17 protein-coding genes are annotated in these 20,309 nt (G+C 43.5%); 8 read left to right on the top strand and 9 right to left on the bottom strand.

The genetic code is table 11. The features are described 5' to 3' along the window. Positions 1–35: 35 nt before the first annotated feature. Positions 36–884 (bottom strand): hypothetical protein, encoded by an 849-nt coding sequence (locus tag KHO06_RS24740; protein WP_045374416.1) that lies wholly within the window; start codon positions 882–884, stop codon positions 36–38. A 180-nt stretch (positions 885–1,064) separates the two neighbouring features. On the opposite strand from KHO06_RS24740, the gene KHO06_RS24735 reads away from it, so the two are divergent. Continuing rightward, a complete protein-coding gene (locus KHO06_RS24735; RefSeq protein ID WP_212583435.1) occupies positions 1,065–1,538 on the top strand; it encodes an ASCH domain-containing protein in 474 nt (157 codons plus the stop codon). Between the two features lie 53 nt (positions 1,539–1,591). On the opposite strand, the gene KHO06_RS24730 is transcribed toward KHO06_RS24735, so the two are convergent. The 3 genes from KHO06_RS24730 to KHO06_RS24720 all read right to left on the bottom strand — a co-directional run bounded on the left by KHO06_RS24730 (position 1,592) and on the right by KHO06_RS24720 (position 4,384). Further along, complete coding sequence (locus tag KHO06_RS24730; protein WP_212582776.1) at positions 1,592–2,155, bottom strand: GNAT family protein; 564 nt, start codon at positions 2,153–2,155, stop codon at positions 1,592–1,594. A gap of 35 nt (positions 2,156–2,190) precedes the next feature. After that, positions 2,191–2,778: a class I SAM-dependent methyltransferase gene (locus tag KHO06_RS24725; RefSeq protein ID WP_081232847.1), complete on the bottom strand. Its 588-nt coding sequence runs from the start codon at positions 2,776–2,778 to the stop codon at positions 2,191–2,193. Between the two features lie 88 nt (positions 2,779–2,866). Beyond that, positions 2,867–4,384, bottom strand: coding sequence for a phospholipase D family protein (locus KHO06_RS24720; protein ID WP_212582775.1), 1,518 nt, complete (start codon positions 4,382–4,384; stop codon positions 2,867–2,869). Between the two features lie 588 nt (positions 4,385–4,972). Here KHO06_RS24720 and KHO06_RS24715 point away from each other — a divergent pair. The 3 genes from KHO06_RS24715 (at position 4,973) to KHO06_RS24705 (ending at position 9,850) form a co-directional block, all read left to right on the top strand. Next, positions 4,973–6,130 carry an efflux RND transporter periplasmic adaptor subunit gene (locus tag KHO06_RS24715; protein ID WP_050913986.1) on the top strand — a complete coding sequence of 386 codons (1,158 nt, stop codon included), beginning with the start codon at positions 4,973–4,975 and terminating at the stop codon, positions 6,128–6,130. A 13-nt stretch (positions 6,131–6,143) separates the two neighbouring features. Beyond that, complete coding sequence (locus tag KHO06_RS24710) at positions 6,144–9,302, top strand: efflux RND transporter permease subunit (protein ID WP_212582774.1); 3,159 nt, start codon at positions 6,144–6,146, stop codon at positions 9,300–9,302. Between the two features lie 281 nt (positions 9,303–9,583). Then, positions 9,584–9,850 (top strand): hypothetical protein, encoded by a 267-nt coding sequence (locus KHO06_RS24705; protein WP_212582773.1) that lies wholly within the window; start codon positions 9,584–9,586, stop codon positions 9,848–9,850. A gap of 687 nt (positions 9,851–10,537) precedes the next feature. Here KHO06_RS24705 and KHO06_RS24700 read toward each other — a convergent pair. The 5 genes from KHO06_RS24700 to KHO06_RS24680 form a co-directional block, all read right to left on the bottom strand. Next, entirely contained in the window at positions 10,538–13,639 is a 3,102-nt protein-coding gene (locus KHO06_RS24700; RefSeq protein ID WP_212582772.1) for an efflux RND transporter permease subunit, read from the bottom strand. Next, on the bottom strand, positions 13,636–14,964 hold the full coding sequence (locus KHO06_RS24695; RefSeq protein WP_038893064.1) for an acriflavin resistance protein: 1,329 nt from the start codon (positions 14,962–14,964) through the stop codon (positions 13,636–13,638). Before KHO06_RS24695 ends, KHO06_RS24700 begins: the two co-directional genes overlap by 4 nt. Next, a complete protein-coding gene (locus KHO06_RS24690) occupies positions 14,951–15,607 on the bottom strand; it encodes a TetR/AcrR family transcriptional regulator (RefSeq protein ID WP_038893065.1) in 657 nt (218 codons plus the stop codon). Before KHO06_RS24690 ends, KHO06_RS24695 begins: the two co-directional genes overlap by 14 nt. A gap of 201 nt (positions 15,608–15,808) precedes the next feature. Continuing rightward, entirely contained in the window at positions 15,809–16,003 is a 195-nt protein-coding gene (locus KHO06_RS24685) for a Flp family type IVb pilin (RefSeq protein WP_038893066.1), read from the bottom strand. Between the two features lie 35 nt (positions 16,004–16,038). Next, positions 16,039–16,236, bottom strand: a complete 198-nt coding sequence (locus KHO06_RS24680; protein ID WP_038890826.1) for a Flp family type IVb pilin — start codon at positions 16,234–16,236, stop codon at positions 16,039–16,041. 1,158 nt (positions 16,237–17,394) lie between these two features. Here KHO06_RS24680 and KHO06_RS24675 point away from each other — a divergent pair. From KHO06_RS24675 to KHO06_RS24660, 4 genes are read left to right on the top strand one after another with little or no spacing between them, the layout of a single operon-like run. Then, positions 17,395–17,856, top strand: a complete 462-nt coding sequence (locus tag KHO06_RS24675; protein ID WP_199436171.1) for a prepilin peptidase — start codon at positions 17,395–17,397, stop codon at positions 17,854–17,856. 9 nt (positions 17,857–17,865) lie between these two features. Next, complete coding sequence (locus KHO06_RS24670) at positions 17,866–18,645, top strand: hypothetical protein (protein WP_212582771.1); 780 nt, start codon at positions 17,866–17,868, stop codon at positions 18,643–18,645. After that, positions 18,599–19,849, top strand: a complete 1,251-nt coding sequence (locus tag KHO06_RS24665; protein WP_045415844.1) for a pilus assembly protein N-terminal domain-containing protein — start codon at positions 18,599–18,601, stop codon at positions 19,847–19,849. Before KHO06_RS24670 ends, KHO06_RS24665 begins: the two co-directional genes overlap by 47 nt. Further along, a complete protein-coding gene (locus KHO06_RS24660) occupies positions 19,824–20,306 on the top strand; it encodes a hypothetical protein (protein ID WP_038890821.1) in 483 nt (160 codons plus the stop codon). The genes KHO06_RS24665 and KHO06_RS24660 overlap by 26 nt, the downstream gene beginning before the upstream one ends. The last annotated feature ends 3 nt before the right edge of the window (positions 20,307–20,309 follow it).

Genomic DNA, 20,309 nt, shown 5'->3' with positions numbered 1-20,309 from the left:
CTTCATCGACGTGTTTGAAGAGTTAGTGTGGCAGGTTATTGTTCTGAAATAGAATACATCAAGCGTTCAAATCGCTCATGGCCATGGAGTAGCTCGAGATCGGGTTCTTCCGCTAATAGATCGCGAATGGATGGGCTGGTATCAATCGCACGCTCCAAGTCCTCAATCGCTTGCTCTTCAATCCCTAAACGAGAGTATGCACAAGCTCGTTGATACAAGGCTGGACCGTTGGTGTCATCTACTTCGAGTACTCGGTTACACAAGCTCAGTGCCCAGTGATACTCTTTGATCTCCATTGCTGCGTCAGCTTTGTAAGTCAATGCTTCCAAATCCCCCGGGCGAACAAGCAAAATTTCATCGTAGATATCGATACGTTGCTCAGGTGTCTGTGAACTTTGTGCGCGAAGCCATAAGTTATGGATCTCGTTGATCTTTTCTATTTCTTTGTTGTTCTCACTGATAATACGAGTCTTGCGTTTTAAGTCGCGCTCTAATGCTAAAAATTTCTTTTCGTACTCTTGGGCTATTTTTTCTAAGCGTTTGTCTGCCATTTCTTTGGTGTTGTGCTTGAACTCGCGCAGGGATTGCCAACCAACAAAAGCAATGAGCGAGGCGACACCAGCAATGATGTAGAAGAAGTACGTGACGGTGACATTGGCATAGTTCAGTGACTTATCGGCCACCGTTAACTCACGGTCAGTGATTTCAACAATCATTCTACGCTCTAGGTCTTGTTGCTCCTGACGAAGTGATTTCAACTCATCAAGGATATAACGCTCCATTAATGGTCGGTCTAAAAGGTCGGATTCTGAATGTTTTTCTTCTGATGCTAGGGTTGGAAAAGAGAGGAGAGCAGCGAAGAAGATGCTAATGAATAAGCGCATAGAACGTCCTTTTGCGTCGTGTGTGGTGTAATCCCTGAAACCATAGCAAATAGAGGCTGGTTTTAGCAAAGAACTGATAAAAAATGCTTGTTTTATAAAGTTTTCTAATGAGCTTGATGCTTGTCCTTTTTATGGTGAATGGATATCCTTTCTTTTTATTGGAAATGTATGGCAAGCAGTATGGACGCAAAATCACAAGCCTATCTTGAGCAATATCTTCAAACATTATCTCAGCAAGAAAAAGACGCAATCCCATCGGTGAGTACGGATTACTACTGCGCTGATGAACATAATGCGAATGCTTGCGCTGAATTGGTAAGAATTGGTCAGAAAACCGCCTCTTGCAGCATGGAGCTTTGGTATAGCGAACAGGGAGAAATGATGCCTCAAGTTGGACACTTACAAGTTGTGACCAACTGGGATGGTGAACCGGTATGCGTCATTCGAATCACTGATGTTAGTACTTGTCGATATGCAGACGTGAGTGAGGAATTTGCTCACGCAGAAGGGGAAGGTGATCGCACAATGGCTTGGTGGCGAAAAGCGCACACCAGATTTTTCAAAGCGGAATGCGAAGAGCTGGGTATCAAATGGCATGAGCAGCGATTATTGCTTCTAGAGCGGTTTGAAGTGGTTTATCCGCAATTGAAATGAACCTGATAGAAAAAGGCTTGGTGAAATACGAAGCCTTTCACTAATAAGATTATTTACGCCAATTGTTCTTGGCTATAGAGCTGTTGGATCAGCGTTTGCCACTCTTCTCTTAATACGCCATATTTTACTGAGTCGTAGTACTCGCCTTGGTAATAACGTACTTTGCGAATGCGTGCTTCTTGCTGCATGCCAAGTTTTTCTGCACAACGCATCATTCTTGGGTTACCTGACCATGTTGTTAAGCCCACTCGTTCTATGTCTTGGGTATCAAAGATGTGGCTTATCCAAGGCACGAGTGCGGAAAAGCCCAGCCCTCTATCCCAGTAGTTCGAATCGTAAATGACGATGCCAGCTTCCAACCAACGAGTGCTCTCACATTCCCAATACCAGCTCACTGAACCGACAGGTTTGCCCTCGAACTCAATCAACAACATGTCTTTGCCTTTCAGTAGGCGTTGAAAGGTGTGGTTCCGAAAGCCTTCTAATGTTGGTGTTTGATAAGGGAAGTAAGGACCATTAAATTGCGCCCAGCGTTCATCCTCAGTGATGAGCTTATAGAGCGCTTTGGCTTCTTCCGGAACGGCTCTTCTTAGTGTGATGCCTTGGAAATGGTACATAACACTCCTTTTAGTAACGGATTTTTAGTAACGAGTTAACGTTTGATGGCAGTGATGCTGAACGTATGCCAATGTTTAGCGTTCCCAACAGCAGTGGTGCCGTCTTCATCCCTCTCATAAAAGTGGATGATTTCGTAATCGTCAAATAATGCTTCGACTTCTTCCCTAGTAAACGCACTGATATTTGAGTGTATGTCTGTACCAACCCAGGAATCGCGAATTCCCAGTAAATCGCCGCAGAATATACCACCCGGTTGTAATGTTTCGTTAATTCTCTGCCAAACGCTTTCGAAGCTTTCACTAGGGCAAAAGAACAAGCTTGCACTGGCAATAAATAAACTGCACGGTGGGTAATCAAAGTCACTAAAGCAAGATTGCGATATGGAAAAGTTAGGATTGCCTTCGAAACGCGTCAAGCAAGTTTCCACCGCATCTTGATGAGTGTCAAACGCGTAAACGGTAAAGCCTTGATTAAGAAGGTAGTTGGAATCTCGACCAGTACCGCATCCTGCATCAATGGCGATTTTGCTGTCGAGCATAAGGAGATTGGCGGCACGTTCTACGTTTGGTCGGTGAGGTTGGCTCGCAACCTTTTGATAGTATTCGTTCCATGTTACTGACATTGAGATTCCTTTCTTCTGTGTAAAAAACGCTAATCAGTGCTGAATAGCGTTTTGATTTAGATTTGTTGATTTTATCCTTACAGGGAAGCTAGAGCTGATCCTCTATTGGCAGGATGCCCGAGAACCAAGCGCCCATTTTCCGCCATACGCTGGCTTCTGGTTCTGAATCGAATGTTTCGCCTGTCGCTTGATCAAGCCAGATGATATCACCGTCTTTGATGGCAACCTGGTAGGCACTTTCTTTGAGTTGTTCAGGCAACATGGCGAGTGACTTCTGCACGTATTCTGGTTGTTCTATGACCACACCCATCTCTGTATTGAGCTCAGCTGAACGTGGATCCCAGTTCATTGAACCGACAAATAAGGTTTTACCATCGATCATCATGGCTTTGGCGTGGAGGCTGGCTCTGCTGCTGCCCGTTAAGCTCCATTTGCTTTTGATTTTGGCGCTGGCTTTTACTTCCCAAAGTTTAATCCCTGCTTTAACCAAATCTTCACGGTATTTGGCGTACCAGCCATGAACGGCAAACACATCGTTTGATGCCAAGCTGTTAGTGACTATCGTGATATCTACCCCACGTTGGGCGGCTTCTGCCAGTGCTTTGGTTCCAGAATCCGTTGGCACGAAGTAGGGAGAGATCAAAACAAAGGACTCTTCTACATTAGCTAAAAGCTCTCCCAAGTTCGCGACCAGTTGGCTTTCTTGAGTGGCAATCTTATCGGGCATGTCGAACCAGACATCACCTTGGCCCCAATACAAATGAAGCTTGCCCTGCTGGAGCTCTTCATAAAGATCTAATTCTTTAAAGTTGTATTGGCCGGTGGAGAATTTTTCTTCTAGCTGCAGCTTTTTGACTTGAGCCTGAATCGCATCGTCTGCCACTTTTTCAGACTCAGGCACAATCCACTCCATTGGAATGGCATAAAGGCTATTCCAATAAAGATCGAATTGATCCGCAGTTTGCGTCACCGCTTCACCGTAAAGCATCAAATCGAAATCACCAAATTCGACGTTAGATTCAAAAGAGAAGTATTCATTACCAATATTTCTACCACCAACGATGGCGGAAACACTGTCAGAAATCAGAGACTTGTTATGCATACGTCGATTTAGGCGTTCAAAATCGCTTGCCAATGCAAATACACGAGCATCTCTATAATGGTGCGGATTAAAAAGTCGAATTTGGATGTTTGGGTGAGCATTCAATTCCGCCATTCCCGCATCGTTTCGCTTTTGCATATCATCCAATAGTAAGCGTACTCGCACACCACGCTGAGCTGCTTCATACAAACGCCACGTGATCAGTTGGCTGGTTTCGTCACTGCGATAAATGTAGTACTGCAAATCAAGACTTTTTTCTGCGGATTCAATTAATGCAATTCGGGCAAGGAGGGCATCGTTGCCTTGATTAAGCGGGTAGAAGCCCGTGTCTGAGTTAGGATCTTTGTCGTAGCTTTCAAAGAATTCTGCCAACGCAGAGTCACTTTGGTAGCCGAACTGAAAGCTGGTCGACTTCTCACTAGGGTCCCTTGGCTGAATTGAGGAACAGGCCGAGATAAGTACAAGCATTGAACCGAGTAAGGTTTTAGAGAGAGAACGTAGCAATGCACACTTCCTTGTTAATACATAACGTAACTCTTTGATTATATATCAAGCGTTGAAAGTAGGTAATGCGAGCGATTGTAGTCAAGTCGCAGTTTTCTTAATCAAGCAATCGAATCTAAATGAGTCGGTATGGCTTTTGAGGGCATATTATTCGGGCGGACAATATCATGTTTTTTACTTATCTTTTACTCAAGAATGGTCAATATCACTAATATCTGGTGGTAATTACCAACACTACACTGATAGAAATAACCATTTGAAGTTAACTTATTGATATTTAAGGTTTAAATATTTGGCATGCCGATTGCGTATAAACAGTGAGCGTAAGAGGCCGTAACTTGCGAAGTTGGTTAAGTTTTTGTTAATTTTATTAACTTGCCATGGATAGTTCTTTTGCGATTGATAATTGCGAAACACAGCGGAAGCGCGGCTCTCTTATAAAGTTGTCTATTTCAGATGCAAAAACTCACTGTTTGTCTGCGGGGAGTAGGATGCTAGGTTGCCGAATGTTCAGTTCGTTAACTCAGCGCCGAGGCGCAAGCCTGATGGGGACAAGCAGGAGAATACAAAAATAAAAAAGGAATTTTGATGTTAGCAAAACCAGTATTACGTTGGCTTTTACCCTTCGTTGTGGTGGGTAGTTCTTATGCGGGCTATGCCGCAATTGCTGCTACTGCACCCGAGAAAGAGTCAACCAAAGACACCGTTACTGAACCGACGGTACAAACCTCTTCACTCTTTCCTACTGATCACAAAGTGGTTATCACCAGCCATGGTGAGATGGTCCCTTTCGAGAAAACACACTTAGCGGCGCAAGTTAGCGGCGAAGTAGTCAGTTGGCACCCCAACTTTGTGACAGGTGGCATCGTTAAGCGTGGAGAGGTGTTATTCACGATTGAGAGTGATAACTACGAAGCGGCCGTTTTACAGGCAGAAGCTGGCTTGGCAAGCGCACGTGCTGCGTTGATCGAAGAGCAAGCCAAAGCGGAAGTCGCAAAACGCCAAGCGAAAAAGTTAAGCGACAAACAAGTCACAGACCTTTACCTACGCAAGCCACATGTGTTGAGTGCTCAGGCTCAAGTGAAGTCAGCTCAAGCTGCGCTGAAGCGAGCGAAGCGTGACCTAGAAAATTGCAAAGTAGTAGCGCCATATGATGCGCTCGTTGTTGAGCGTGATATCGGTGTGGGTCAGTTTGTTTCTTCTGGTTCTCGTGTGGCAACACTGAACAATATCGAAGTGGCGGAAATCCACGTACCTATCGCTGGCTTTGACAGTGCTTTTCTTCCTGAATCACTGAAAGAGCTGCGTGCAACGGTTACGCAACAAGGCATTCTATCGACGACTCGTGAAGGTAAAGTCGTTCGAGATCTTGGCATGATCGACAGCGCGACGCGCATGATCAACATGGTCATCCAAGTAAGAGACCCATATGGTCTCGACAATAATCAGCCGCCAATTAAGTTTGGCTCGTATGTTGAAGTTAGCTTTACTGGTAAGGAACTTAAGCATATCTACCGTCTTCCTCAAGAGCTGGTGAGAAACCGCACTGTATGGGTTGTGAATGGTGAAAATGAGCTTCAACCAAGAACGGTAAATGTCCTTCGTGCTGAGGGGGAATTCCTCCTCGTGGGCGAGGGTCTTGAGCAATCAGACAAGTTGGTACTGACGTTGCCTGAGTACCCGCAAAAAGGCATGGCTGTCCAAGTCGCAAAAAAGAATGACGACTCCGAAACCGTCGTACAGTAAGTAGGAGTCAATCATGGAAGAGAATCAACAAAAGGGCATCATTGCCTATTTTGCGAATAACTCTGTCGCTGCGAACCTAATGATGGTGTTCATCATCGTGATTGGTATCGTCAGCTTCATGTTCATTCAACGACAAATGTTTCCAAACGTTGAAGTAAACTACATTAATATTCACGCGGCATACCCAGGAGCCTCTCCTCAAGAGATTGAAGAGAGTATTTTGGTTAAAGTCGAAGAGTCGATCAAAGACGTTACTGGGATCAAAAAGACCGTAGCACGTGCTTCTCGAGGTAGCGCTCATGTATCGATAGAAGTGGATGTGAATGCCGACATCAAACGTGTATTGGACGATGTAAAACAGCGGGTAGACACCTTATCTAATCTGCCTGCAGGCATGGAACCCATCAACGTTTATCAGGTGGAGTGGCGACAAGAGGTGATAGAGATGGGCTTGGTGGGTGATAGGCCACTGGAAGAGCTCAAACCTATCGCTAAGCAAGTTGAAGACGAATTACTGCAACTGAAAAACGTTATGCTGGTGGATATAAATGCACCAGAAGAAGAGATTGCGATTGAAGTCGATCCGCTTGTTTTGCGTAAATACGACCTGACTTTGAACGATGTGAGTAATGCGATTCGTCGTTATTCTGCAAACTATTCTGCTGGTGAAGTAAAAACCAATGCAGGCATGATCGCAGTACGTATTGAGAACCAATACTACCGTGGTGATGAGTTCCGTAATATCCCAGTTAAGCTTGGCGCAAACGGTGCAAAAGTTCTGCTACAAGACATCGCAACAATTAAAGACGGCTTTACTGAGGAAGATCGTTACTTCGAATACTCGGGTCAAAATGCGATCTACATGGCGGTTCAAGCCACGCGTGATCAAAACATTATCCCAGTTGCTGAATCCGTTCGTAACTACATCGAAGCAAAGAACAAAACCTTACCTGACGACATTCAACTGAAAGTTCTCGTTGATATGACCTACTACCTAAATGGTCGTCTCGACATGATGTTGAAGAACCTTCTTCAAGGTGCCGCGTTGGTGGCCATCATGCTCTCGGTATTCCTTCGTTTCCGCTTAGCAATGTGGGTAATGTTGGGGCTACCTGTGTGTTTCTTAGGCGCAGTAATGATGATGCCAATGCTGGGTATCACCGTGAACATTGTGTCTTTGTTCGCCTTTATCATGGTGCTCGGTATCGTGGTGGATGACGCCATAGTAACCGGGGAAAGTGCCTACAGTGAGATCGAAGAGAAAGGCGGTGGTGTTGAGAACGTTGTGACGGGTGTTAAGCGTGTCGCGACTCCTGCTACCTTTGGTGTGTTAACCACGATAGCGGTGTTTGCCCCATTCCTACTCTCAAGTGGGATTGATAGTGCCTTCTTCTACGGCATTGCGGGTGTGGTGATCCTGTGCCTTATCTTTAGTTTGATTGAGTCTAAGTTGATCTTACCGGCTCACTTGGCGCACACGAACTTTACCCCAATTAAAGCAGGTGGTTGGCGGGATAATTTCAACAAGCGTTTCTTCGGCTTTGTTAATGGTCCTTACCGCAGCTTTGTTAAAGCTTGTACCCATTGGCGTTGGACCGTGTTTGCCTTCTTCTGTGGTCTGTTACTGATTAGTGCTGCTTTAGTTAGCTCGAACTACGTGCGTGTGATTCCAAACCCGAAAGTGCCAACGGATTATCCGGCGATTACGATTGAGATGAATGACACGGTATCGAGCGAGCAAACCATCAATGCGTTAAAAACCATTGAAGGCGTGATGCAGAAAATCGAAAACCAGATCATTGATGAGCATGGTCAGGGGATGATTCGGGATGTGCTTTCTTACAACCGCAGCCGTACTGAAGGTCGTATTCTTGTACCGCTTGTGGATGAAGAGCTGCGTCCATTCAATACCTTTGAACTTGCACGTCGCTGGCGTGAGGCAATGCCAGTTATTCCGGGCATGAAGAGCTTTAAGATCCGTGAGCAAAGTGCAGGTGGCGGTGACCGTGATGAATTTGGTTACTTGCTGTTTGGTTCGGACATTAACGAGCTAAACGAAGCGGGTCGCTACCTGATTAGTCGACTTCAGCAAGAGGAAGGCCTGTACGATATCTCTTCCTCTATCGATTCTGGTAGTAAAGAGGTACTGCTATCACTTGCCCCGGTTGCTTATGATTTGGGCTTGGATCTGACTATGATCGCAGAACAAGTAGGCGGCAGTTTCTACGGTGGTGAAGCGCAGCGCATTATTCGTGATGGAGAAGAAATTAAGGTCATGGTGCGTTACCCGCAACTGACGCGTGAAGCCTTCTCATCACTACGTTACGCTGTGATTACCACGCCAGCAGGCAAGAAGGTCATGCTTGGTGATGTGGTGAAGATCAACGAACAACCGGGCGTGAGTACCATTCGACGAGAAGGTGGTTACCAAACCGTTTACGTTTATGGTTCTATTGATGAAGAGCTGGTTGAACCTCAAGAAGTTGTGAAGGTAATTGACGACAACATCTTGCCGGACATGAAGCAAGCCTTCCCAAGTGTGAAAACGGAATTGGGTGGTGATATCGAAGAGCAAGCCGCGCAACGTAACGAGCAAATCATGTTCTTTATTGCAGGCATGATCATCGTGTATATCTTGCTGGCTGTGCCACTTAAGAGTTACACCCAACCGCTTATCGTCATGTCGGTGATTCCGTTTAGCTTAACGGGGGCGATTTGGGGACACTTCTGGCTGGATATGGACATCAGCATGATGTCGACATTTGGTTTAATTGCGGCAGCGGGTGTGGTTATCAACGATTCCTTGGTGATGACAGATTACGTTAACCAAGTGCGAGAAAAAGGCATGAGCATTAAGCAAGCGGTTGTTGAAGCTGGCTGTGCACGTTTTCGAGCGATCACGCTGACGTCTATTACCACCTTCGCTGGTGTGCTTCCTATCATGTTTGAAACCAGCTTGCAGGCGCGTTTTGTTATTCCGATGGCGGTCGCGCTTGGTTTTGCCGTTCTGTTTGCAACTGTCCTTACCTTGATTCTGGTGCCTTGTTTGTACCTGATGCTAGAGGATATTAAAAACATCTTCCGCATTATTAAACGATTCTTTGGTCGCTTGATAGGTAAGTTCAAATCACAGTCATCAAACACTGTCGGCAACGAAAGCACGCAAAGCTAGTTTCACCTAAAGCGAAAATCTAAAGCAGCCTTCGGGCTGCTTTTTTTGTGCCTTAAGCGAACTGAAATGGACTATCTATAATATAAATTGAGTGAATGGTTAAATATTCATAAATATCGTTGGTTAATTTAACACAGTGTGTGTGAAATTCGCCATTGAGCAGATGGTAGAAAAATAAACTTTTGTTTAACTTATTGATATTAAAGGTTTAAAAAGTTGGCATCCTATGTGCAATGTATAGAGCGCAACCCAATGAACTGCTAATCCCTAAGGAGCTTATTATGCAAAGCGTATTTCTATCTACTCTAGGTCTTATTGCTGTAATGTCATCACCAATCGCTGCTGCTAACACTCTAGACAAAGAAGAGTGGAGTGCGGATTTACGTCAAGAATTTACAACAATGAAGCATGAGGCGGTTGCGGACATCCAACAAATGAACATGGACGCTATTGATGAACGCGATGAACGCATTGTTAAACACATCAAAGAACAACAAGCTCAACTGGTAAAGGTCAAATGCCAGAAGACAGAGGCAACCAAGTCATAACCTCTGACGACAAAGATTCCGTGTTAGTCACAAGGACGAGTGATTAACCAGAGTGCATCCGATACAAGCACGACGTTAGTGAGCAGTCAGCGTCAACCTTGTTGCTCTATTTGCCAACCTATTAATGGGTTGGCTTTTTTATGCCTGTTGATTGAGGAGGGGCGCCAAAACGGGGAGTTGAGTAGGAGAAATACGGCAGATAGAAAAAAGCCCGCGAAGAATACCTTCACGGGGCGAAAAAAGGGCACCAAATTGGGTGTCTATTCATTTTGGAGATGGTCGAACGTCCATATCATACTGACAATAGGCTTGGTGAGAGGCTTACCACCAGTGCGACCAACGAGGCTAAAGTTAACATTGTTGTAATGATTGTTAAAATGTTAATTCTTCAATCAATGATTTCATTATCGTTAGTTCAGGATGTGAATGTGTTGTTGGTGTGTGTCATAAGTGTGCCAAATATCGTTTTTGATAATAAAACTTATCATAAATCCTACGGTGATCATTTGGGTTGGTTATATAAAACTCGACATACTGCATTCTTAATTGTTCATATTTGCACTTAATGCCACATAACAACCCTGCATTTGTTAAGCGTTTGTATTGCTTTTAACGCTATTTTCCGAAAACAAAAAGAGCGACCTAAGCCGCTCTCGTTCATTTTGATAATTAAACTTATCAGTCGTTTTAGATTTCTTCGTGCCTATGGACTAGGCCGAAGTCAGCTAAAATGGCATACGCAGCAGGGATCATAAACAACACCAATAGAGTGGATGCAAAAATACCAAACACGATGGAGATAACCAGTGGTTGGATAACCTGTGCTTGCAGGCTGGTTTCAGTCAGTAACGGAAGCAAACCTGCTGCAGTGGTCATTGATGTTAGGAATACTGCTCTAAAGCGCTCCCGACTGGCTTTGACTACCGAGTCGTGCACATTATCACCTTCATCTACATGATGGCGTATGTACTGAACTAACAGAATCGAGTCATTCACCACAATCCCTGCTAATGAGACGAAGCCCATCATACTTGGCATACTTAATGAGTGACCGAGTAGGATGTGTCCCCATACGACGCCGATAAAGGCAAGCGGTATCGCGAGCATTACCACGAAAGGTTCTAAATAACTGCGGAATTGGTAACTCAGAATCGCAAACACGCCAAACAAACCAAGCAAGAAGCCTTTACCCATTGATGCGCCAGTTTCGGCGGTATCTTTGGCTTCGCCTTCAAAATCGAAGCGAAGGCCAGGATACTTTTGCATCAGCTTTGGCGCTTCATCTTGTTGGAACTGACGAATTATGGCAGTTGAGTTGGCTTTCGTATTGTCGATATCGCCGAATACGCTCACAGTGCGCAAGCCATCAATGCGCTGGATTCTTACGTAATTACGCTGGAAATCCAAAGTCGCAATGGTCGCGAGTGGAATTTGACTGCCATCGGACAAGATAATCGGGAAGTTTGCCAATTGCTGTAAGTCACCCGCTTGTGCTTTATCGAGGCGAACTTCGATGGAAATGTTTTCTACCCCAACTTGGATCTCGTCTGCGGTTTGTCCAAAGAAAGCCGCACGCAATTGATTGGCGATGAGCTGGCCGTTAATCCCATAAGCTTCCGCCCCCGGACGCAGTTTAACCAAGACTTCTTCTTTACCCATACGCATGTCATCCAACACGCCATGCACACCGTCAAACTCATTCAAGTATTGCTGAATGTCGATAGAGGCTGCTTTGAGCGCATCCAGATCATCATGCTTCGCTCGAATTTCAATAGCTCGTCCACCCGGGCCCATGGTCGGTTGTTTAAATACCAACGAGATAGGATCGGCAAGTTCACCAATGTCTTCGCGCCATGCATCGATAAATTCATCGATGAGTGTGTTACGACTCTCTGCACCAAGCAAATCCAAACGTACCGTCGCAATATGAGGGCCAGATTCATTCGCGTCAGCGTTAGCGTTGAATTGACTGGTGATGTGCAGGACCAATGGATTGCCGTCTTCCACTTTCTCTGTCCATTCTTTATCTAGCTTTTGAGCGGAAGCGACGATCTTATCGACGACAGCTTCCGTTTGAGACAGAGAAGAACCCGGAGGAAGAATAATGCGCGCTTCTGCAATGTCGCCATCCAATTCAGGGAAGGGTTGGAACTTGAGTAAACCACCTACTAACGTGGCTGCGGAGATAAGAAGCAAGGCAACCACGCCCCCCATAAAGGCATAGCGATATTCAACCACTTTATCTACCGAATTGACCAATGTGGTGTTGCGGAAGTTTTCAAAAGAAGCGAGCAGCTTTTGTTTGAACTTCGGTGTTTTTCGCTCTTGCTTTTGTTTGTGTAGTGAGTGAGAAAGGTGGTTAGGTAAGATCAAGAAGGCTTCCACCAAACTCAAACTCAAAACGAGGATCAGAACTTGAGGAACCGCTTTAAGTACCGCACCCATTTCACCTTGCAAGAATAACAAGCTACCGAAAATACACACCGTAGTTAAAAAGGAAGATATGACCCCCGGTAGTACCTTTTTTACCCCTTTAATTACGGCATCATCGATCTCTTCTCCTCTGTCGAGGTGAGCGGCAATCGATTCAGCAATAACGATGGCGTCATCCATCATGATACCTATGGCCATGAGTAACCCAACCAAAGACATGATGTTGATAGACAAGCCAAGTTGCGCCATCAAAAATAACCCACCTAAGAAGGCTACGGGCAAACCAGCTGCGACCCAAAAAGAGTAGCGAAAACTAAAGAACAACCACATGGTGGCGAAAACCAGAATGATACCTTGCCAACCGTTTTTGACCATCATGGTCAGGCGATCCCAAAGCACGGATGAAAGGTCATTGGTCATTTGTAGCATCACACCGTCTGGCGCGATGGCTTGTTGTTCTTCGACAAATTGAGCAACACGTTCCTTGATACGCAGTGCATCGTCTTCTTTGTTTTTGCTGACTTTTAGTAGGGCAGAAGGGTGGCCATCGAAGAGGACTTTCTGTTCGTCCAATTCAAACCGATCGGTAATCGTCGCAATGTCTCTTAGACGGATGATTGATCCATTTGGTCCAGAGCCCACGACGATAGTCTCAAGCTCTTCTGGCGTCACGCGTCGTTCGTCAAAGCGGATCAGAAAGTTCTTATCTGGCGTTTCGACATTACCACTTGGCAACTTGACGTTTTGACGACCAATCTGCTCAGCAATATCACCAACACTCAAGCCGAGTTGGCGAATAGCTTGAGTGTCTAGCTCTACTCTGAATTGGTGATCTGAGAAGCCGGCCACGTCAACTAAAGATACGTCATAGTCGAGCTTTAACGTGCGCTTAAGTTGTTCTGCGTAAGCTTTTAATTCTGGCCATGTGGTATCTGCAGTGATCGCGACATCCACAACTGGCTCATTCCAATCTAGTTCTTGGACTACAGGAGATTCAATCTCTTGTGGGAAATCATTAATCGAGTTGATCTGAGTCTGAACATCAACCAGCATGCGGCTGATGTCGGCTTCTTCATTCAGTTTTAAGATAAGACGCGCAGAGCCTTCAATCGCTTCACATTGCGTTTCTTCAATGTTAGCAAGACCATCAACAGCATCTTCCATTCGGACACAGATACTCTCTTCGACTTCTTGCGGGGAAGCGCCAGGGTAAACTACACCTGCTAGGATGTAAGGTGGATCAAACTCAGGAAAGGTTTCCCGCTTAATCGTGGAAAGTGAAGAAATACCCAATATCAGCAGCGTTAGCATCAGCAAGTTGGCTGCTGTTGGGTGCTTGGCGAAGAATCGGATCATGAATCAGACTCCTCAATAGTGGCTTCTGACTGTTCAGGTGATTCTTTCAATAGCATGCCGTTAATAGCAGGCAGCAAATCGTTGATGATCAGCTTCTGACCTTGCTCAAGTTCACCATCAATCACCACTTGGTTATTGCGGCGGTATAGCACTTCAACCGTCACGAGTTGCAGACGATTATCATCGCCCATCAGGTAAATCTTATCGCCATGAAGCGCACGCTCCGGTATGACCCAACTCGGATTCTCTTGCCCCTCAATCAAGGCACGCACAAACATGCCGTTAACCAGTGGGGGAACAGAGGTTGGGTTCAATGCTCGGTAGTCTTGTTCAATTTCCAGAATCACACCGGCCGTCGCTTGGCTTGGATCAACCGTTTCACTGATGCGTGCAACTTTCGCAGGCCAGCTTGCAGAGAGGTTACCGCTGCTGAGTTCAATGTTGGCATGAATCGAATTCATATCAGGTTGTGGAATACCAGATTCATCACGGACAAACTCACCGATGCTCGCTGCCAAAGTTTGCATGTCATGAATGGAAAGCTGAGCTTCAACCTCCATGACATCAATGCCATGCCCGGTCACCATGGTCTGTTGTAGGTTAACTACTTGGTTTTGCTCAATTTCGACTTCTGCAATACGCAGATCGTAAGGTAAAGTAATGATGGTTTTATCAAGTGAACGTTTCGCTTCATCGACTTTTGATGCATTGACCTTAACTAGGGCTTCTGCGACACGCTTTTCATCCGGCATTAAACCGATTTGGTTTTCGATATCTAGCACTACCTTACGTTGAGAGAGCGCGCTTTGTTCTTGTTGGTCTACATCTGATTGGGAAGTTAGGCCTTTCTTGCGTAGGTTTTGTTTACGGTCTAACTCTTTGTTGGCGATAACCAGGCGGTTGGCTTCTATCTTGAGGGTGCTTTTGAGGTTCGCTTCTTCTTGGTTCAGCTTAGCCAGAGAGGTTTGGGCAGACTTGAGGTCAGCTTGAGCTTGAACCAGTTTTAACTCGTAATCGAGAGGATCGATACGCAAGATTTCCGTCCCTGCTTGCAGCACTTGTCCTTTTTCCAGTTGCGGGTGGCGGTAAACTACTTTGCCGGATACTTCGGCTATCGCTTTCCATTCAACTTTCGGAGCTATTTTACCAAAGCCAATAGCAACAGGTGCGATGGCTTTGAGTTCCAGAGGAATTGTTTCAACCAATCTTGCACGATCACTTGCGGGCTTGACGGGCAAATCTGGTTTAAGGCTCATCGCCAAAAATAGAATGACGACCCCAACAGCAAGGGCAGGAAAGAACAGCAGCTTTTTATTCATTTTCATATTGGTCGCCCGAGTCTAAAAATCCATGTTTCATCAGTTGTATGTTGTGTTCGAATAATCGGTTCAAGAAGGCTTCTGAGAGCTCGATACCGTGAATAGCCAGAAGTGCTGGTGGTGCCATAAAAGGAAACACCATTAAGCTGATGTAAGAGACGCGACAAAGTTGAGGGTCAGCGTCTTTTCGCAAAACGCCACCATCGACTAACTTATCAAAGATCACGCCTTGCATTGGCTTGCTGATATCAGCGAAAACTTTTTCGAGCAACTTACGTTGGGTCTCTGAAGGAGGCATATGCATGACTTGGGCAATCAAACGCGGGAACTGTGGCACCTTAATCATCTCGCGGTAGTAGGTTCGCATTAAATCGAGGAAGTTTTGCTCATTGCTGTCTGACATCAATGCCTGCATCTGCTTTTGCATTGGTGACAGTGTTTCGCGCAACATGGTCTCGAACAAGCCCTCTTTGTTGCCAAAGTAGTATCGAATCATCGCCACGTTCACGCCTGCTTTCTGCGCGATCAGGCGAGTAGATACCTTGTCGTAAGCCATAATGGTGAAGAGTTCGCGCGCATGGAAAATCAGCTTCTCCCGTGCGTCGATTTTATCTGTGGGTCTTCCCGCCCTTCGATGAGCTTCCGTCACAATCGTCTCTCAAAATATTAAACATTTGATTAATTATAAGACGCTGATTTCTCATGCGACATACGAAAAATTAATCAGTATTTAATCAAGTGATTAATTTGTGAGGGAGAAGGTAATCATCAGGAACAAGAGTACGACGGTTGGTAGGTGGAAAGTTAAAAAGGGAGCCATATAGGCTCCCTTGCTTAGACAGGATGGTAATCAAGAGCTACCAAGGATGTTGTCAGCTTTGTTGATGTTCTTCTCCATAGTGTTCCAAGCGTCTTCAAGTGACTCAAGGAAACCGCCTTCATCGAAGATGTAAAAGAGTGCAGAAGACATAGCGACACCAATGATTGCGTATTCGATCGCAGTGATACCATCTTCGTTATTTAGAAAGTGTTTAAATACGTTCATTTGTTTATCTTTTGAAAGCTGTTTAATTTGATTGATTAGCTGCTGCCTAGTACTTTGCCCGATTGTTTAATGTTCTTTTCCATCGTCTCCCAAGCATCTTCTAGAGACTCTAGGAAGCCGCCTTCATCAAAGATGTAAAAGAGTGCAGAAGACATAGCGACACCGATAATTGCGTATTCGATTGCAGTAATACCATCTTCATTAGAAAGGAAATTCTTTAGTGTTTTGTTCATTGTGTTTCTCATTGCATAAGTTATTTAAAGTTTCTCGCTGTGCTTTTAAGTAGCTACAGCTCGTTAAGACCATTTCAATATGACTATTATCGAATCAATACACCACGTTATTAACAAAATTTAGTTTCTAATAAGAAAACTTCGTCTAAATCTAGAATAAATAATCTACCTAAAGTAAATGAATAGTGTGATTTGCACTCATATGTCGGTGCGGAGATGTATCAGGTAAAAACATGGAACTCAGTTTGGTTTTTTTAGCCTTTTTTATAAAAAAACGCATCATTAATTCGATTTGTTAATCATTGTTAATTTATATTTATCCGTTTCTTGGTTGGATATCACGAAAATCTTATGTAGCATCCTTTCTAAAATTTAAGGCAATGACAATTAATTAATCCTTTTGCTTTGGTAATCATTAATGGTTAACACTGAACCGTGGTACTTGTCTCAAGTTACATTGAGAGGAGGACAGACATGATTAACGTTGTGATTGTTGGGGTTTCAACCGGTTTAGGTGATGAAACCCAGTAATGACTGGGCATGAGAGTGTGGAGTGTAACGGCTTCTTCTACTCAGCCTTCATGGTTTATACATGTGAGGTTTGAGATTAATAGTTAGAAGTGAGGAAGGGGACAAACTTATCGGATATCTCTGATTTCAACTAGAACACGAGTGATGGATGCCCAGTATTTAAGCAAATCTAATAAATGTATTACGACGGCATAAGCAAAAAAGCTAACAAAGAGTACGAGTATGTACTCATATAGTTTATTTCGAAACAAAATAGACCCCAGTTATTGGTTTTTAATTTTTGTGCCTGCTTAAGTTAACATCAAAAAAAGATTATTTGAATGTTGATAACATGAATAATTAACAATTAATGTTATTAGTGTAAGTCTGATCTTGGTTTGAGGCTAATATATGAAGCAGTAATTTCGAACTGAGTTCTGGTTAAGGAACGATATGAAAAAAAAATCACCAGTCTTGCATTTTCGTGTGATGGTATTACTTCAGTGGAATACGCCATTATTGGCGTTTGTATGTCGGTATCACTGTTATATATATTAGATAGCTCGAGCTTTCTACAAACATTGAACGAAACTTGGATTGATATGGCAAGAAGTGTTAATAGCTCTCTGAATGGATAAGAAATGAATAATGGTTATTATAAATTCATTAATACTCACATTGCTTTTAGTCATCTCATATGAAGATGTAAAACACAGAAAAATATACAATAAAAGAGTTGTTCTTTTGTTGTTGTTACTGTCTGTTAAGTATCTTTACGAGCTTTTTTTTGGTGGCGCAGAATTCCAAATCTCTGGGTATGAGTTTTCTATCTATATAGCGATATCTTTATTTTTCTTCGCTTTAGGTGCATTTAGGTTGCTAGGCATGGGTGACGTAAAACTGATAATGATTATGCTCATTTTTATTGAGTTTAGTGATTATAAATTGTTTTTATTTCACATGACGCTTATTGGCGGCGGGCTTGCCGTGCTTCAGTTAAAAATCCTTAATCACTATTTTGATAGATTTGGCTTTTCTTCGAATGGAGTTCCTTACGCGATTCCGATCATTGCATCTTACGTCATACATTCAAATACACTTTTTTTATAAAGGCAAAGCATGAGATTTCAAACTATTGGTTTACTTGCCCTCTTTATCATCGGGATGGGGGCTGTTGGTATCTACAAATCAGAAGATTTAAGCAGGATATCAAATCATGAAGAAACCGAAAACGCAGAACCACAAAACGTCCAGAAAACGGTGCTTGCTTTAGCCGTTAGGAATGCTTCTAAGGCGGGAACATTGGTGTCACGTGATTCTTTCGAGCTTCTACCTGCGACCTTTAGCCCAGAAGATGAAGGCTTATACATCACTGAAGGTGAAGAAGAGCTGCTTGATCCGGCGATTTTTATCTTAAAGCACAAGATGGACGCTGGACAGCTTATCTCCTTGGATGACCTTGAAAGTCTAAAAAGTAAAAACTTCACCGATATGGTGCTGAGAGTGGATAGAAGCTCAATCGAAAACTTCACTTCAGATTTCTATGACGTTTACTGGCACTTTAATAACTCTGGTCGAGATAAAAACTCCAGAAAAGTGAAATTATTCTCGAAGAATGTATTTATTCGACCACTAAACCAATCGCAAGAAGGGGAGCAAAACGCAGTGCCTCATAACAGCGATCATGAAAATCTTAGCCCGGTTGTATTTTCGGTCAATGACGATGTGGTAGAGCGTTATTTGCAAGCCGATCAGTTGGGCTACTTCAAGATAGTCAACGTGACACAAAAGAGTATCAATCTAGAAAACTATTCAACATTAGAAGTTGATTCATCTAAGGAAATTCAAGCAAATGATATTAGTTCGAGCTACAAATACGATGTCAACTTTATTAAATAGAAAAATCGTTCTCGGCTTTGTTTTGTGCTTAGCATCTTTATATGTACAGGCCGACACGTTTATTACTATGTCTGTCAATGAAACTAGGCATCTGTCCCTTTCGTATGTCCCTAAAGATATCGTTGTTGGATCGGACAAGATCGTTGATGTCACTCTGACAGATAGTAATAACTTGTATCTTATTGCACATGAAGCGGGGAAGACCAAGGTCATTGTAAAAGGAGAAGAAGAAACGACTGAGTATGTCATTCAGGTACGTGACACTGACCAGGATACCGAAAACCTCAATAAATATCTTAATTCCGCAGGCTTCAAGGACATAGAAGCGGTCAAAGTCGCGGAGAAAATTTATATCAATGGCGCTGTTAAAGACAAAGTCGAAAAGCGAGAGCTTAATGAACTGATCAGGAGTGCAATTTCAAGCTATTACGTTGATAACACGACGATCACTGAAAACCGCCAAGTGCGAATTAAACTCACCATGGCCGAAGTGTCAAAGAGTATTGATGATGATCTTGGCATCCAGTGGAGTGCTGGCTGGAGTAAAATAGATGGTGTGACGAGTGAAATGCTCAACGCCACGATAGGAATTTTATCTCGCAATAACTTAGCCACGGTACTTACAAGGCCTTCAATCATCGTCACGAACGATTCAACTGCAACATTCGAAGCAGGGGGCGAAATCCCCGTCTTGACTTACGATGATGAAAACGTTGACGTTGAATTTAAAGAGTACGGAATCAAGTTAGAGTTTAAACCAGAGATCAAACGAGATCAGAGTATTGACCTAAGAGCGAATATCTCATCATCACAAATTGCTGGTTTTATCAACTTAGCAGGTAATGACACTCCACAGCTCAACACTCGGAGTGTGAATACAGAGCTCAACGTTAATGACGGGGATATTTTCGTTCTTGCAGGATTGATTGATAACAGTCAGACGCAAGCCGTGTCAAAAGTTCCATTCTTAGGTTACTTACCCGTTATTGGTGCGCTATTTACGTCTGAGAACTTTCAATCTAATAAAACTGAGTTAATGGTCTTTGCAGAAGTTAACTTTGTAGAAAACAGTATAGAACAGCCAAAACTACCAAAGGTAAATATAAAGTCCTCCCTTTCTATATTCACTAATATAGATGGTGGTGATGACGTGCCTGAAGTAAAGGATATTATTAAACATGCTCAATATCATTATGAAAACTAAATTTAAATACATCTTTTTGATAGGGATGGTGACACTCTTTTCTGGGTGTAGCAGTGCACTAAAAGATGATTACGTTTATATCGTCCATGAAATATCTGAAGGAAATAATATTCAATATATTCTTCCTTTTTCAAAGGCGATCAACCAAGAAATAAAGAACGAAAGTGTTTCTTGGATTCATGGAATTAACGTCTATCATACAGATAATTTGTCTAGGGAGCGCCTATATCAATTAAAAATTGATATGGAAAACATCTACGACTTCTCGCCGAACTTTATTGATATCGGAAACTACGATGATAAGCAACTTCTGTTGTGGGAAGTACATGTAAGTGATACGCGACTGGTGAATTGTCAAGTCTGGGAAGTCCCTACATATGGACATTTCTCAATGTCTGATAGTGAACTCGATAACTTTGCCAATGAAACGGCCTGTTCTTCATTAGAGCTGTGGTAATTT

The sequence above is a fragment of the Vibrio sp. B1FIG11 genome, from assembly GCF_905175335.1.
Lineage (GTDB): Bacteria > Pseudomonadota > Gammaproteobacteria > Enterobacterales > Vibrionaceae > Vibrio > Vibrio campbellii.
Note: the sequence above shows the minus strand (reverse complement) of the source record. Positions and strands in the feature narration are given on the sequence as shown.